Origin of the sequence: Alteromonas gilva (genome assembly GCF_028595265.1) — a bacterium.
Classification (GTDB): domain Bacteria; phylum Pseudomonadota; class Gammaproteobacteria; order Enterobacterales; family Alteromonadaceae; genus Alteromonas; species Alteromonas gilva.
Genome location: NZ_JAQQXP010000003.1, coordinates 206,951 through 221,574, shown reverse-complemented (window position 1 = coordinate 221,574; position 14,624 = coordinate 206,951). Strand labels below are relative to the sequence as shown.

The 14,624-nt window shown below is 49.3% G+C and carries 13 protein-coding genes, 1 tRNA gene and 1 pseudogene; 7 read left to right on the top strand and 8 right to left on the bottom strand.

Annotated features, from left to right (window positions below):
- Positions 1-257 precede the first annotated feature (257 nt).
- Entirely contained in the window at positions 258-416 is a 159-nt protein-coding gene (locus OIK42_RS17320; RefSeq protein ID WP_273642341.1) for a hypothetical protein, read from the bottom strand.
- Positions 417-445: 29 nt separating this feature from the next.
- Between OIK42_RS17320 and OIK42_RS17315 the strand changes: the two genes are divergently transcribed.
- The 3 genes from OIK42_RS17315 (at position 446) to OIK42_RS17305 (ending at position 3,838) form a co-directional block, all read left to right on the top strand.
- Positions 446-1,495: a PepSY-associated TM helix domain-containing protein gene (locus OIK42_RS17315; RefSeq protein WP_273642340.1), complete on the top strand. Its 1,050-nt coding sequence runs from the start codon at positions 446-448 to the stop codon at positions 1,493-1,495.
- Positions 1,492-2,319, top strand: a complete 828-nt coding sequence (locus OIK42_RS17310; protein WP_273642339.1) for a DUF4198 domain-containing protein — start codon at positions 1,492-1,494, stop codon at positions 2,317-2,319. Before OIK42_RS17315 ends, OIK42_RS17310 begins: the two co-directional genes overlap by 4 nt.
- Positions 2,320-2,461: 142 nt before the next feature.
- On the top strand, positions 2,462-3,838 hold the full coding sequence (locus OIK42_RS17305; RefSeq protein WP_273642338.1) for a class II fumarate hydratase: 1,377 nt from the start codon (positions 2,462-2,464) through the stop codon (positions 3,836-3,838).
- Between the two features lie 136 nt (positions 3,839-3,974).
- On the opposite strand, the gene OIK42_RS17300 is transcribed toward OIK42_RS17305, so the two are convergent.
- From OIK42_RS17300 to pepA, 5 genes are all read right to left on the bottom strand, one after another.
- Positions 3,975-4,352 (bottom strand): glutathione S-transferase N-terminal domain-containing protein, encoded by a 378-nt coding sequence (locus tag OIK42_RS17300; protein ID WP_309568781.1) that lies wholly within the window; start codon positions 4,350-4,352, stop codon positions 3,975-3,977.
- 200 nt (positions 4,353-4,552) lie between these two features.
- Positions 4,553-5,206, bottom strand: coding sequence for a LiaF domain-containing protein (locus OIK42_RS17295; protein ID WP_273642337.1), 654 nt, complete (start codon positions 5,204-5,206; stop codon positions 4,553-4,555).
- 228 nt (positions 5,207-5,434) lie between these two features.
- On the bottom strand, positions 5,435-8,221 hold the full coding sequence (locus tag OIK42_RS17290; RefSeq protein ID WP_273642336.1) for a valine--tRNA ligase: 2,787 nt from the start codon (positions 8,219-8,221) through the stop codon (positions 5,435-5,437).
- A 24-nt stretch (positions 8,222-8,245) separates the two neighbouring features.
- Positions 8,246-8,695 (bottom strand): DNA polymerase III subunit chi, encoded by a 450-nt coding sequence (locus OIK42_RS17285; protein WP_273642335.1) that lies wholly within the window; start codon positions 8,693-8,695, stop codon positions 8,246-8,248.
- A 6-nt stretch (positions 8,696-8,701) separates the two neighbouring features.
- Entirely contained in the window at positions 8,702-10,207 is a 1,506-nt protein-coding gene (gene pepA, locus OIK42_RS17280) for a leucyl aminopeptidase (protein ID WP_273642334.1), read from the bottom strand.
- A 253-nt stretch (positions 10,208-10,460) separates the two neighbouring features.
- On the opposite strand from pepA, the gene lptF reads away from it, so the two are divergent.
- Both lptF and lptG read left to right on the top strand, forming a co-directional pair.
- Entirely contained in the window at positions 10,461-11,561 is a 1,101-nt protein-coding gene (gene lptF, locus OIK42_RS17275; RefSeq protein ID WP_273642333.1) for an LPS export ABC transporter permease LptF, read from the top strand.
- Entirely contained in the window at positions 11,558-12,619 is a 1,062-nt protein-coding gene (lptG, locus tag OIK42_RS17270; protein ID WP_273642332.1) for an LPS export ABC transporter permease LptG, read from the top strand. Before lptF ends, lptG begins: the two co-directional genes overlap by 4 nt.
- A gap of 23 nt (positions 12,620-12,642) precedes the next feature.
- On the opposite strand, the gene OIK42_RS17265 is transcribed toward lptG, so the two are convergent.
- Positions 12,643-13,122, bottom strand: coding sequence for an RDD family protein (locus tag OIK42_RS17265; protein ID WP_273642663.1), 480 nt, complete (start codon positions 13,120-13,122; stop codon positions 12,643-12,645).
- A gap of 234 nt (positions 13,123-13,356) precedes the next feature.
- Entirely contained in the window at positions 13,357-13,566 is a 210-nt protein-coding gene (cspE, locus tag OIK42_RS17260; RefSeq protein WP_273642331.1) for a transcription antiterminator/RNA stability regulator CspE, read from the bottom strand.
- Between the two features lie 467 nt (positions 13,567-14,033).
- Here cspE and OIK42_RS17255 point away from each other — a divergent pair.
- Together OIK42_RS17255 and OIK42_RS17250 are read left to right on the top strand one after the other, a co-directional pair.
- Positions 14,034-14,120, top strand: a tRNA-Leu gene (locus OIK42_RS17255).
- Between the two features lie 344 nt (positions 14,121-14,464).
- Positions 14,465-14,596, top strand: a pseudogene (locus OIK42_RS17250) (transposase); the annotation flags it as partial.
- Positions 14,597-14,624: the final 28 nt, after the last annotated feature.

The following is a 14,624-nucleotide window of genomic DNA, read 5'->3' as shown; positions in this document are numbered from 1 at the left end:
GGCGCAATGCCCCCCACTGGCCCTTTATTCACTGTCGCGTTTCATACGCTCCCTGCATCAAAAATGCTCGTTTACACAAATATCTCAACCTGATACCCATTGTCAGCGCTCATGACCCCACGCCAATCTTAACAATAACTATTATCATTTATATTTGCATAAACAGCGGCACTTGCAGTATTCTCTCGGCGTAACCGGTTAACCGTGGCCACTAAGCTGCTTGTACGTATCAAAAAACGCCTGCAGTACGCCCGTGATTAACCTTTATCGCCGGGCAACGATGGTTTTTGAGCAAGGCTTTTTACCCGGTAAACCTGGTAACCACTCACAATACCGGTTACTGACGTTTGAAGCTTTCTGCTGTTAACTTGTCCGCACATCATCCGGCCTGCGGCGATGGATGAAGCAGAGCTCACGGCATTTCACCTATGGTATGGAGTAATAAATGCGTTGGATGTCTCGCCATTTCTGGAACTGGAAAAACTGGCACTGGGTGAGTTCAGCAATATGCCTCATCGGTATGCTGCTATTTGCTTTTACCGGCATAACCCTTAATCACGCTGGCAGCATCGAGAGTTCGCCGCAAACGGTGGTCACCGAGGCGGGTATTACACCGTCCTTGCTGAGCGAACTCGTCGAACAACAACGCTTTTCGCCCGGCTTTCGCAAATGGTACCGCGAGACAACAGGCAGTACTTTACCGGGCAGGGTTGATGCACAGTGGGATGCGTTTGAGGTATACGTAGCAATGCCACGAGCCGGCGGCGATACATGGTTCACTATCACCCTCGATACCGGCGATTTTTATCAGGAAACAACCAACCGCGGTGCTATCGCCTATTTAAATGACTTACACAAGGGCCGCAACACGCCGTGGGCGTGGCGCTGGTTTCTCGATATATTTTCAGGAGCATGTATTGTGTTTAGTGTTACAGGATTAATGTTACTCAAGCGCTACGCCAAAGGGCGCAAAATAACCTGGCCGCTGGTCATTGCCGGCTTTATCATTCCTATTGCCTTTTTGGTATTCCCCTCCCACGCCAAAGCCGATGAATTACGTATTGGCCTGCCGCGTATCCCGGTGGCCGAATACCATGCCCCTTATGTAGCGGTATGGCTGGCTAACGAGCGGGGTGAACGGGTAAAGGACATCGCCGTATGGTACGACATTGCTATGGCCGACGACGAAGGTGAAAAATGGCTCAAAGATTTGCGTTTATGGTGGCGCCGCAGCGGCCGCAGTGCTGATCTCCCTATTGACGGGGTCAGTGGCGCAACCCGCCGCCCTGGCATCTCAACCTTAATGCTTGATGGCCGCTTTAAGGACGTTCCCGCGGGTAACTATGTCATTTGGCTAGAAGCGGCACGCGAACTGGGCGGCCGGGAAACGCTAAAACTCCCTCTTTCGCTACCTGTTAAACAACCTCTCTCAACACGTGCTCAAGGTGAACACGAACTCTCATCGATAGAACTCATAATGGAGCCTGCAAAATGAACAAATCACTTATTATCGCTGCCACGGCGCTAGTCCTTATCCTGACAAGCCCTCTGACCCATGCCCACCGGGCATGGGTAAAACCCTCAACCACCGCGGTGTCTGGCGACAGCGAATGGATTACCTTTGATGCCGCGATAGCAAATGGTATTTTTCATCCTGATCACTTTGCCTATCCGGTCGAGCGCTTATCGGTGGTGTCGCCTGCTGGCCAGCCTGTCACTATTCAGCATCAGCAAAAACTGCGATACCGCAGCGTATTTGACGTCGAGCTAACCGAAACTGGTACCTATAAAGTTTTTACTGCTTCGCAATCGTTAATGGCATTTTGGCAGGACGAGGACGGTGAGCGCCACCGCTGGCCTGGTCGGGGTGAGACAGCCAGTGTCGAAGACTTTTATGACTCCGTACCGCAAGACGCCAGGGATTTAATGGTAATGGAAACGGCGAATCGACTGGAAGTATATGTGACACTGGGTGCCCCGACATCACAAACCAATACACTTACCGGTAAAGGGCTGGAGCTAAAAGCGCTTACTCACCCTAACGACGCGTACACAGGCGAAGACATCGCCTTTCAGTTTTTTATGAACGGTGAGGCCGCTGAAGGGACCAAGGTCACGGTAGTAAAAGATGGCGAAAAGTACCGTGACACCGCCGCAGGCCTTGAAACCACCGCCGACTCGAAGGGCAATATTACCTTGCAGTTTGATGAGCCTGGGATGTACTGGCTCGAAGCTGAGTTAGAAGATGACAAGGTATCGCCGCCTGCCATGAAGCGCCGTGCTAGCTACGTACTGGTATTTGAAGTCTTATCGTTGTAACACCGCGTCGATCCGCTTATCAGCAAGCCGGCACTGACCGGCTTTGTTGCTCCCTGTCCTTATTCGAATCCAGGCTGATCGTTAATCCGTCTTTTACCCGTATCTATTTAGTCTCTCTCCATTAACAGAAAGTAAGGTAATTATGACCAATACTCGCACAGAATCTGACAGCATGGGAGAACTTGAAGTCCCCGCCGAGGCGCTTTACGGAGCTCAAACCCAGCGCGCAGTAAATAACTTTCCGATTAGCGGACAGCCCATGCCCGGGCCATTTATTCGCGGTCTTATTGAAGTTAAGCACGCCGCAGCCACGGCCAATGCGGCATTAGACCTACTCGACAAACCCATTGCTGATGCCATCTGTAAGGCCTGTGAGCAACTGCTCAGTGATGATAACCTGCTTAGTCATTTTCCGGTCGATGTATACCAAACCGGCTCCGGCACCAGTACCAACATGAACGCCAATGAGGTGATTGCAAACCTGGCCAGCCAAATTTCCGGCACAAAGGTACACCCTAACGATCATGTTAATTATGGCCAAAGCAGCAACGATGTAATCCCCACCACCATTCATGTGAGTGCTGCACTGCAAGTACACACCAGGCTCATTCCCGCGTTAAGCCACTTGTGCGAAACCATTTCAGCCAAGGCAGCCACTCTGAAGGACTACTGCAAAACGGGACGTACCCATTTAATGGATGCCATGCCCATTCGTATGGATCAAAGTTTATCTGGCTGGCAGGCACAAATTGAACAGCAAATTCATGCGCTTAAACAATTACAGCCGGCAATTCAGACCCTTGCCCTGGGCGGCACTGCGGTGGGTACCGGTATTAACTGCCACCCTGAATTTGCCAAAACCTTTGCCTCGCATTTAAGCGACCGATTAGGTATTCACTTTACCCCGGCAACCAATCATTTTGCTCTGATCGCATCGCAGGATACTGCCGTTACGCTCTCCGGCAGCCTGAAATCCACCGCCGTCACCTTTATGAAAGTGGCTAACGATTTACGCTGGATGAACTCCGGCCCCTTAGCCGGTCTGGGCGAAATTGCCCTGCCCGAACTGCAACCGGGGTCGTCCATTATGCCTGGCAAAGTTAACCCGGTGATCCCTGAAGCGGTGGCAATGTCCGCCGCCCAGGTAATGGGCAACGATACCGCCATCACGATCGGCGGCCAGTCGGGTAATTTTGAGCTGAACGTAATGCTACCCTTAATTGCTTTTAACCTGCTAAACAGTATTGAGTTGCTTGGCAACAGTGCAAACTTACTCGCTGACAAAGCCATTAAAGGCTTTAGCGTTAACCGCGACAATCTGGAAAAAGCCCTGCATAAGAACCCAATATTAGTGACCGCGCTGAACCCGATCATCGGTTATAGCAAAGCAGCTGAAATAGCTAAACGAGCCTATAAAGAAAAACAACCCATTATTGATGTGGCAGATGAGATGACAGACTTATCGAGAGACGAGCTCACCAAGCTGCTTGATCCCATCAAATTAACGCGTAATAACTAATGGCCCGATAAACAATAAAAGCGGTTCGGTGCGTGGCACCCGACCGCTTTCACGTCATAGGGTAAAGACTTTCACGTTACCAGGTAAAGAGTGGTAACGTCGATTGATTCAACTTACGCTTTGGTGTGGTATGTGCTTATTGGTAATCAGCAAAACGTTGATGTAAATACGCACTGATCTGTTTTGACTCGTACATCCACTGATCAGAACCATCTTCGTGCTTAATGTGTAAACAAGGCACCTGCACTTTGCCGCCGCCGGCTATCAGTTCATGGCGATATTGCGAGCCCTGCCCGGCGCTTTTTTTGTTAATAGGCAGATTTAACTTATGAATGGTACGACGGGTTTTCACGCAAAAAGGGCAGCCAAAAAAATGATACAGGGTCATATTTTTGCTGGTTACCGCTACTTTTTCCTGAGCCTCGGAAGAGCGTTTAACCTTGCCCCAGCGGGTTAGTACATCGCCTGCAACAATCACCAGTCCCAGTGCGTTTCGAATAATTTTAACGAGCATATCCAGCCTTCTAATCGGTCTATCAATCGAGGGGCCCTGATATACCATTTATTGCTAAAAACTTGAACCGTTATTGCTATTTTATTCGATAAATACCTTGTTTTATGCCGTGAGCACGAACTTAAGGGTTTTATGCCTTGAGCACGATCTTAAGGGCAATGTGACGGATGCGCTTTGTTTGTCACCTACTGAGCCTATACCTAACGATGCGGTGTCGCGCTGAACATCGCTTTCATTTGATTCGCCAGCGCAACAAACTTTTCTTTGATGGTACGTTTAAGATCAATATCAATCCCGCCCATCAATACAAAACCTTCCACGGTAACTGTCGGCGCCTGACGGTCAGCAATAGACGGAGCTTTGTTATCGATACCGCCCATAAAACAAAACGCTTTGGTCACCACATTGATGTTTTCCGGCACCTTAATGTTGGTCCTCCCCATGATACAGATAGTCTTAATGGTAACGTTAGGGGTGGTGAACACGGCATCTGAAAAGTCGATATCTGAGCCGCCCATAAAATTCAGCAGGCGAATTTCGGCGGGCACTTTCCAGCGACCCGAGCGATCCGAACCACCCATTACATTGATCATGGTTTCGTTTGGAGGCACATCGCCGGCTGCATAATTTATATTGAGCTTCTTTTCTTTTTGGCGGGTGTAACTGTCATCCACATCCATGGTCAGATCGGCGGCCAAACCGGCAATTTCATGATGATCCTGACTTAGCATCGCCGCGTCCAGGCGTCGCTCGAAGGCCTCAGCCGAAATCACGCCATGACTGTAGTGATAAATGAGTTTATCGATAACTTCTTCGCGGACTTGCTCGATGGGGCGATCTTCTAAGGTAACCATTCACTTCTTTCCATTGTTCAGTGATTATATGTCATCTAACCAAGCAATCTTTACACCAAGTATTAAAGCTATAAATTTCATAAACTTAGGATTATCAGCTAAATGGCGCAGTAGGCTCTATTGCAACTTTTTAGTGAATATAACTATTGTTTACGTCATCAGGCGATGCTCATAAAAAAGGCGAGCTATGTAAGCTCGCCTGTTCAGAGTCGTCAGTTCCGCAACAAATTACAAGGCTGCAATCGTCTCTTGTTGCGCTTTGAGTTTACTTAACTGAGACTCCGTGTCAGCCAGCTTGGCTTTTTCTTTTTCAATCACCTCTGGCGGCGCATTACTGACAAACTTCTCGTTGGAAAGTTTGCCTTTAAAACGGCCAAGATCTTTTTCGAGTTTATCCATGGCTTTGGCAATTCTTGCGAGCTCGGCTTCTTTGTCGATAAGGCCTGCCATAGGAATTAAGATTTCCATTTCGCCAACCAACGCAGTGGCACTGGCGGGGGCTTGTTCGCCACTGGCTAAAATCGTAATGCCTTCAAGACGGGCAAGGCGGTCAACAAAGGTTCTGGAAATGCTTAAGCGGCGCTCATCATCGCTGCTAACGTTACGCAATAACACCGACAATGGCTTGCTCGGTGCAATATCCATTTCACCACGAATATTACGAATACCTACGATAAAGCGCTTAACCCATTCAATGTCGGCCAGTACCTGCTCGTTTTGCTTCGCTGCATCAACTACCGGGTATGGCTGCACCATAATGCTGTCGCCCTCGGCATAATTCACCGCACTTAATGGCGCTACGCGGTTCCAGATGGTTTCGGTAATAAACGGCATTAACGGGTGCAATAACCGCAGCAGACTCTCCAGCACGTTGATCAACGTATGGCGGGTACCCCGCTTTTCAGCTTCGGTTGCCTCGTCGTTGTTAAGCACCGGCTTAGTGAGCTCTAAATACCAATCGCAGAACTGATTCCAGGTAAATTCGTACACCGTTTGCGCGGCGATATCGAAGCGGTATTCAGCAATGGCCTTCTCAAACTCTGTGAGCGTTTGCTGGAACTGCGCCCAAATCCACTTGTCAGCCAGGCTCAGCACCAACTCACCACCGTCACGACCGGTATCTTCGGTCTCCGTGTTCATCAGTACAAAGCGTGATGCGTTCCAAATTTTGTTACAGAAGTTGCGATAGCCTTCTACCCGGCCCATATCAAAATTGATATCACGGCTGGTTGAGGCCATGGCGGCAAAAGTAAAGCGCAGTGCATCAGTACCGTAAGCCTGAATGCCATCCGGGAACTGCTTGCGGGTACGCTTTTCTATTTTGGCTGCCAGTTGCGGCTGCATCATGCCCGAGGTACGTTTAGCAACCAGCGACTCAAGATCAATGCCGTCGATAAGATCAATAGGATCGAGCACGTTGCCTTTCGACTTTGACATCTTGTCGCCGCTTTCATCACGAATTAAGCCAGTAATATAGATGTCTTTAAAGGGGATCTTACCGGTGAATTTTTTCGTCATCATGATCATTCTGGCGACCCAGAAGAAAATGATGTCAAAGCCGGTTACCAGCACTGACGAAGGCACAAAGGTCTCAAGCTCTGGTGTTTGCTCTGGCCAGCCCATGGTGGCAAATGGCCATAAGGCGGATGAAAACCAGGTATCGAGGACATCGTCGTCCTGCTTCAGCTCAATGTCGGCAGAAAGTGAGTGCTTACTACGAACTTCTTCTTCGCTGCGTCCTACGTAGATGTTGCCATCGTTATCGTACCAGGCCGGGATACGGTGGCCCCACCATAGCTGCCGGGAGATACACCAATCCTGAATGTTGTGCATCCACTGGTAATAGGTTTTGTTCCAGTTTTCAGGTACAAAACGAATTTCACCGCTTTCAACCGCGTCGATAGCCGGTTTCGCCAGTTCGTCGATGGCGACATACCATTGGTCGGTCAGGTACGGCTCAATAACCGCACCAGTACGGTCGCCGCGGGGCACTTTAAGCTTGTGATCGTCTACTTTTACCAGCGTGCCATCAGCTTCGAGCTGCGCCACGATTTGCTTACGTGCGTCAAACCGGTCGAGACCTCTGTATGCTTCGGGTGCCTCGTCGTTCACCTTAGCGTCGGGGGTAAAGATATTGATCATAGGCAGGTTATGACGCTTGCCCATGTCATAGTCGTTAAAGTCATGGGCAGGCGTAATTTTAACGCAACCGGTGCCAAACTCCGGATCCACATAATCGTCGGCAATAATGGGAATAAGACGCCCGGTAATGGGTAATTTAATCTCTTTGCCAATCAGCGACTGATAACGCTCGTCTTCGGGGTGCACCGCTACAGCGGTGTCGCCTAACATGGTTTCAGGGCGGGTAGTAGCCACTACAATGCTGCCACTGCCATCGGCCAGCGGGTAGCGCATATGCCACATATAGCCCGCTTCTTCTTCGTTAAGCACTTCTAAATCTGATACCGCGGTATGCAATACCGGATCCCAGTTCACAAGGCGTTTACCACGATAAATCAAACCGTCTTCGTGTAACTTTACAAAGACTTCGGTAACGGCCTTTGACAGGTTCTCGTCCATGGTAAAGACTTCGCGGTCCCAGTCGGGCGATGTACCCAGACGACGCATCTGGCTGGTAATAGTGCCACCGGAGTGTTCTTTCCACTCCCAGATCTTGTTAATAAAATCTTCGCGCCCCAAATCGTGGCGTGTTTTGCCCTCGGCATTGAGCTGGCGTTCCACTACCATTTGGGTAGCGATACCCGCGTGATCGGTACCCACCTGCCATAAGGTGTTATCACCTTTCATTCGATGATAGCGGGTCAGTACATCCATAATGGTTTGCTGAAAACCATGGCCCATGTGCAGACTGCCGGTAACGTTGGGCGGCGGCAGTAAAATACAGTACGGATTACCTGTGGGCGCATCGTTGCCCTGGGCTTTAAACAAGCCTTCGTCTTCCCAGCGCTGGTAACACTGCTGCTCTATAGATTGGGGTTCGTAGGTTTTATCCATGCAGTTTCTCAAAAAGTCTCTTTTTTAGGCCGGCAAAAATTGCATTTGGCAACCGGCTTGTTGAAATTGTTTATATCGTTGTCGGGCCTGTTGTTTGGCCGCCTCTTCTACTGGCACAAAGTCGATCACCTGCTGATACTGGTTCGGGTTATCAATCATTTGCCCGCTGAGGTTGATCAGGCATTGTTTGCGTGACAGTGCGCTTTGCTGCCAGACGATTTCTACCGGTGCGCCTCCGGGCGGCCCTTCTCCGGTTAAATTGTGCGGCACAAAACGGGCAGCCGGAAGCTGCCACAATAACTCGTCAATCGCCTCAGCCTGTGCCTGATCGACGCACAGTACCACACTCTTTTTCTTCTGTGCATAAAGTTCGGCGGTCAGCTCGCAGGCCTTCGCGCAAACCGCCGGGACGCTGGGTAGCCCCTCGGGCGTAACCGACGCTTCAGTCAGCGCGTAAAACGAAACAGCAGGCATCGGCAATTAATCCTCCTGACCCAGGCCTGCCCGGTTCATCAGGAACTGCGACAACATAGGCACCGGCCGACCGGTAGCACCTTTGTTTTTACCGCTGTTCCAGGCAGTACCGGCAATGTCGAGATGCGCCCAGTTATATTTCTTGGTAAAGCGCGACAGGAAACATCCTGCGGTAATAGAGCCCGCTGCGCGGCCACCCAGGTTAGTCATATCGGCAAACGGGCTTTCCAGTTGCTCCTGATAGTCATCCCATAGCGGTAAACGCCAGGCACGGTCAGAGGCCTGTTCTGACGCGTTTAACAACTCGTGGGCGAGCGGATTGTGCGTACTCATTAAACCTGAGGCATGTTTGCCCAGCGCCACGATGCAGGCACCGGTCAGCGTCGCCACATCGATCACCGTTTCGGGCTCAAAGCGTTCAACATAGGTGAGTGCATCACATAGCACCAGGCGGCCTTCGGCGTCGGTGTTGAGCACTTCAACAGTTTGACCTGACATGGTGGTAAGAATATCGCCCGGGCGATATGAATTGGCATCGGGCATGTTTTCACAACCAGCCAGCACACCAATAACGTTAATAGGCAGGTTGAGCGCTGCAACCGTGTGCATCACACCCAGTACCGAGGCAGCACCGCCCATGTCGTACTTCATTTCATCCATGGCTTCGCCAGGCTTAAGCGAAATACCGCCGGAGTCGAAGGTAAGGCCTTTACCCACCAATACCAGTGGTGGTTGGTCGCTGTCGCCACCTTTATGGTGAATAATACTCATCAGTGACTCGTTCACTGACCCCCGGCCAACGGCCAGGTAGGAGTTCATGCCCAACTCTGCCATATTGGCTTCGTTAACCACTTCGACATCGACACTGTCATACTCGGCGGCCAATTGTTGTGCCTGCTCCCATAAATAGGCAGGATTACAAATATTGGGCGGCATGTTGGCCACATCTTTAGTAACCTTAACGCCTTTCGCAATCGCCAGGCCATGCTCGACCGCCTTTTCGCCAACCGTGAGTTCGCGACGGGTAGGAACATTAAACACCAGTTTACGCAAGGGGCGACGCGGTTCGCCCTTTTTGGTTTTTAACTGTAAAAAGGTATAGAGCGTGTCCTGGGACGTCTCTACCGCCTGGCGGACTTTCCAGTAAGTATCGTGACCTTTAACGTGGAGTTCGGTTAAAAAGCAGACCGCTTCCATTGAGCCGGTTTCGTTGAGGGTCTGAATGGTTTTGGCGATGATTTGCTTGTACTGGCGCTCATCGAGTTCCCGCTCTTTACCACAACCGACCAGCAACACGCGCTCGCTGAGCACGTTTGGGACATGATGAAGTAACAACATTTGCCCGGCTTTACCTTCTAAATCGCCGCGGCGCAGCAGATTACTGATATAGCCTTCGCTGATTTCGTCCAGTTGTTCAGCAACGCCGGATAAACGTCGCGGCTCATAAACGCCCACCACAATGCATGCACTGCGCTGCTTTTCCGGACTGCCACTTTTTACGTTAAACTCCACAATATCACCTCTTTTTATTCTGTCTGGTTGGCTCGGAATAATTTTTACATCCCGTTTTGCCTGGGTTTATGGTTTAATACGCACGAATTCAATCCTGCGCGGGCGCGTTTTATTTGTCGTTAAATACTACTCAGGCAAACGCACCTTCCGGCGCCAACAGTTAGTTATTACTGGCAAAACTTGTAAAAATGGTAAGTTTACTCAAAATTATAGCTGCTTTCACTAAAATTCCGACTTTTTACATAGGTGGGATATGCTGATATTCCGCTACCTGCTTAAGGAAACGCTGAAATCACAAGTTGCCATTTTTTTAATTTTGATGGCGATTTTTGTGACTCTGCGTTTCGTCCGCGTATTAGGCGACGCCTCTGACGGCGATATCCCGGCCAGCCTGGTGTTAGGCTTTTTATCGCTGTACGCTCCAGTGCTAGCCTCTTTGGTTATTCCCATCAGTGCATTTTTAGGCATTATGATGGCTTACGGCAGGTTGTACGTAGACAGTGAAATGACCGTCATGCGTGCCTGTGGTATCAGTGAATGGTACGTCACCCGCGTCATGCTGTTCTTATCGGTCATTATTACACTGTTTACCGGTGTGATAACACTGTATTTAGCGCCACTGGCCGCCGAAAGTGAATATAACCTGCGCGAGCAAGCGCGTGCCGAAGCAGGATTCAGCGCCATCATCCCCGGCCGTTTTCAACAAACGGGCAACCAGGAAGCTGTAATATTTGTACACGATATTGGTAGTGATGACTCACTTCAAAAAGTATTTCTGGCCCAACAACAAGCCGAAGAAAATGAACAGGTGCGGGTAGTATATGCCCAGCAAGGCACCGTGAATAAAGAGCCCGATGGTACCCGCCAACTGATCCTCAAAAATGGCAATCAGTATGAGGGCGAACAAAAACGCCTGGCGTATCGCGTTGTGGCCTTCGACGAATATCAGATTCAGATAGACGATCCGGAGCAGCAGCAACAGCGCAAAAAAGTGTCGGTACTGCCCACTGATGAATTACTTAACGATGGCTCAATTGAAGCCCTCGCCGAGCTGCAATGGCGTTTGGCAATTCCCCTTTCTATTCCATTTTTAGTACTCATTGCCGTGCCTCTGAGCGCAGTAGACCCACGCCAGGGACGATTTGGTAAAATGTTCCCTGCTATCCTGCTCTATCTTGGCTACTTTATGCTGTTACTGGCCAGCCGCCGCGCACTCGAAGACGGTAAAATCCCTATTCAGCTGGGGCTGTGGTGGGTACATGGCATTATGCTGATGATTGGCTTTACCTTACTCGCCCGCGACCGAAAATTTGGCACAGAATTACGCGCTATGCTGTCCAGGAGGAAGTCATGATCCGCCTGCTTGATTGGTATATCGCCAGAACATTACTCGGCACTGTTACGGTAACTCTGTCGGTATTAATCGGTTTAAGCGCCCTCATTAAGTTTGTAGAGCAACTGCGAAAAGTGGGTGAAGGCAATTACGATATGCTTGCTGCATTGGTCTATGTGCTGCTGAGCCTACCCCGTGACCTGGAGCAGTTTTTCCCGATGGCGACCTTATTAGGCGGCCTTATTGGTATGGGTGTGCTGGCCAGCAACAGCGAACTGGTTGTGATGCAGGCCGCGGGCTTAAGCCGCTGGAACCTGATTAACTCGGCCATGAAATCAGCCGTAGTGATGATTTTAGTGGTAATGGCGGTCGGCGAATGGGTAACGCCTGTGAGTGAATCCCGCGCCAAAGAATTGCGCACCGAAGCGATCACCGGCGGCTCGCTGTTTTCATCCGACCAACTGGTGTGGGCCAAAGACGGCGAGCACTTTGTAAGTATTGGCCAGGTAACCAGTCGGGACACCTTGCAGGATATTAGCATCTACCGCTTTAACGACGCATTACAACTCGACAGCATTACCAACGCCAGCCGTGGCGATTATGAACAAAACGGCTGGACACTCACGCAGGTAACTCATACCCGCTTTGGTGAGGAGGCCATTACTGCCGACGTTGAGGATAACTGGCGCTGGAACTCATCGTTAACGCCGGACAAACTGGGTATCGTCACCATTAAACCTGAAGCATTGTCTATTCGCGGCCTGTTTGATTACATCAATTACCGCGCTAACAATGAACAGGATACCAGCCGCTATGAGCTCGCGTTGTGGCGTAAAATATTACAGCCGGTGACAGTGAGCGTTATGCTGTTAATGGCGCTGTCGTTTATTTTTGGTCCGTTACGCAGCGTGACAATGGGCGCGCGTATTATTATGGGTGTACTGACCGGCTTTAGCTTTTTCATCACCAACGAAGTGTTTGGCCCCTTAAGTTTGGTGTATAACATCCCTCCCATCCTTGGTGCCCTGCTACCCAGCATTTTGTTTGCTGCAATTGCTGCCGCTTTACTTGCCCGCTGAGCCATTTTAGCTGGCCACAGTTACTACCAGCTTTTATGGTTGTTTTGCTCTTTGGTGAGTTTGAGGACTTCGGTTTTGGCCACCCTATCCTGCAGCGACAGTTTGTTGTTAACGTCAAACAATACCAGCAAGGTGCCCAGCCCTGCCAACGAGCTAACCAGTCTCAACACTAAACGGGACCAGGTTACCGGTGCATCGGTGGTACTAAAAATACGCAGTCGCCAGGCACGCATCCCCAGGGTTTGACCGCCGCGTTTCCAAAACCACAAAAAAAACACCGACACCCACAATACCACCCATACCTGTATGAGGGTTTTATACAGTACTGACTGTTGCAGTAATTCGTTTGGTTCGCCGTACCCCTGCAAACTCAGCCATCCGTTTTTCAGCGACACCACCAGCGCCACAATCAGCACCATGGCGGCACACATACCCACCGCCGTTGCCACCAGCGCGTCATAAATCATCGCCGCTAAGCGTCGTACAAAGCCAGCGCGGGCCATGTCGGTATTAACAGGTGCGGTTGTCACGGTTTTAGCCGTTTTGTTGGATTTTTTACTCATGCAATTCAGTGTTCAGTAAATACTGGGCGCAAGTTTGCCACAGAATAGCAAGAAAGTAGATGTTTGACAGATAAACTAAAGCAAGGGTGTGGGGTGGCTAATGCAGCCAGGGAATGATAGAGGGTATATCGTAAGAGCAAACAAGCGCCCGAGCGGGCGCTTGTTTTAAAGGTCTTAAAGCACTTCTACGTCAGCTGCCTGAGGACCTTTGTTTCCTTGTTCTACTGTGAACTGAACGCTTTGGCCTTCAGTTAAAGTACGGAAACCGTCAGATTTGATCGCGCGGAAATGTACGAATACATCTTTGCCACCATCTGCTTGAGAAATAAAACCGAAACCTTTAGCTTCGTCGAACCATTTTACTGTGCCTGTAGTAGTAGACATAGATAACTCCTAATAGGATAAATTTTAAATTGATCGCGTAACGCAATCGGTATTGCACTGAAGGGGCTATCTGTTTTGCGGCAGGCTTGATTCAGTAATCGTTAATATGTGAATCGCGCTAGGGACTAACAATGGATCAACGGAACGAGCAATATTCAAATGTAATAGAACCTTCTAAAGGCAGAGCCATAATAACACCCTTTAAGGGAGGGTGTCAGGTCATTTTTTAATCTTTCCACTATTTATTTTACGATAATTGCTGCAACCGCCCTACACACAAGCCTATGACAGCCATAAAAAAGTAAATAAAATTTTTGCCAACCGACTGGCATTTTACTAACCGGCACATCAACGTACACATATTAAGCAAATAGTAAGCAATAACAAAAAAAGGCTTGTCACCAATAACAACATCGTTATAATTCGCAACCTGACTGTAACGCAGTCATTGTAAAGCTATTGTCTGTGCCAGAGTGATGAAATTGGTAGACATGACGGATTCAAAATCCGTTGCCTTCGCGGGCGTGCCGGTTCAAGTCCGGCCTCTGGTACCATTTACTTAGTCTTTACAAAACGATAAACCGACCCTTGAGTCGGTTTTTTTGTAACTTGCTTAGCCTTAAAACAAACCTATTCCTTTTTAATTCTATTTTTAAATGATCTTCTTTGATTAGGCTTCCGCTTATACAAAGTGACCATTGCTATAGAAGACACAGCCCCCCAATAGTTCTAAGACTAAAAGAAAGCCATTGTAAACCTCCACTAATTAGATACACCCATAATTAGAGGTTTCGGCCAGTTCATGCTTGGTTAAATATTCCCATGGTGTTGTCCACTTCCCCTAAACTGAGACAGACTTAATTGGAGTTTTCTGCAATGATTAATGCAGGAGACGACTATGAAAAAATCACGCTATACAGAATCTCAGATCATCGCAGTATTGAAAGAAGTTGATGCTGGTAGAAAAGTTGAGGAAGTGTGCCGTCAACACGGTATCAGTAGTGCTTCCGTTCTTCGCTATCGCAGTGAAGTCTTTAACTCATCACAATTCTAATCCT

Bases quoted from the DNA above. Each gene is read 5' to 3' on its own strand.
- OIK42_RS17315 (WP_273642340.1), top strand. From the start codon at position 446: ATGCGTTGGATGTCTCGCCATTTCTGGAACTGGAAAAACTGGCACTGG.
- OIK42_RS17310 (WP_273642339.1), top strand. From the start codon at position 1,492: ATGAACAAATCACTTATTATCGCTGCCACGGCGCTAGTCCTTATCCTG.
- OIK42_RS17305 (WP_273642338.1), top strand. From the start codon at position 2,462: ATGACCAATACTCGCACAGAATCTGACAGCATGGGAGAACTTGAAGTC.
- OIK42_RS17300 (WP_309568781.1), bottom strand. From the start codon at position 4,352: ATGCTCGTTAAAATTATTCGAAACGCACTGGGACTGGTGATTGTTGCA.
- OIK42_RS17295 (WP_273642337.1), bottom strand. From the start codon at position 5,206: ATGGTTACCTTAGAAGATCGCCCCATCGAGCAAGTCCGCGAAGAAGTT.
- OIK42_RS17290 (WP_273642336.1), bottom strand. From the start codon at position 8,221: ATGGATAAAACCTACGAACCCCAATCTATAGAGCAGCAGTGTTACCAG.
- OIK42_RS17285 (WP_273642335.1), bottom strand. From the start codon at position 8,695: ATGCCTGCTGTTTCGTTTTACGCGCTGACTGAAGCGTCGGTTACGCCC.
- lptF (WP_273642333.1), top strand. From the start codon at position 10,461: ATGCTGATATTCCGCTACCTGCTTAAGGAAACGCTGAAATCACAAGTT.
- lptG (WP_273642332.1), top strand. From the start codon at position 11,558: ATGATCCGCCTGCTTGATTGGTATATCGCCAGAACATTACTCGGCACT.
- OIK42_RS17265 (WP_273642663.1), bottom strand. From the start codon at position 13,122: ATGGCCCGCGCTGGCTTTGTACGACGCTTAGCGGCGATGATTTATGAC.
- cspE (WP_273642331.1), bottom strand. From the start codon at position 13,566: ATGTCTACTACTACAGGCACAGTAAAATGGTTCGACGAAGCTAAAGGT.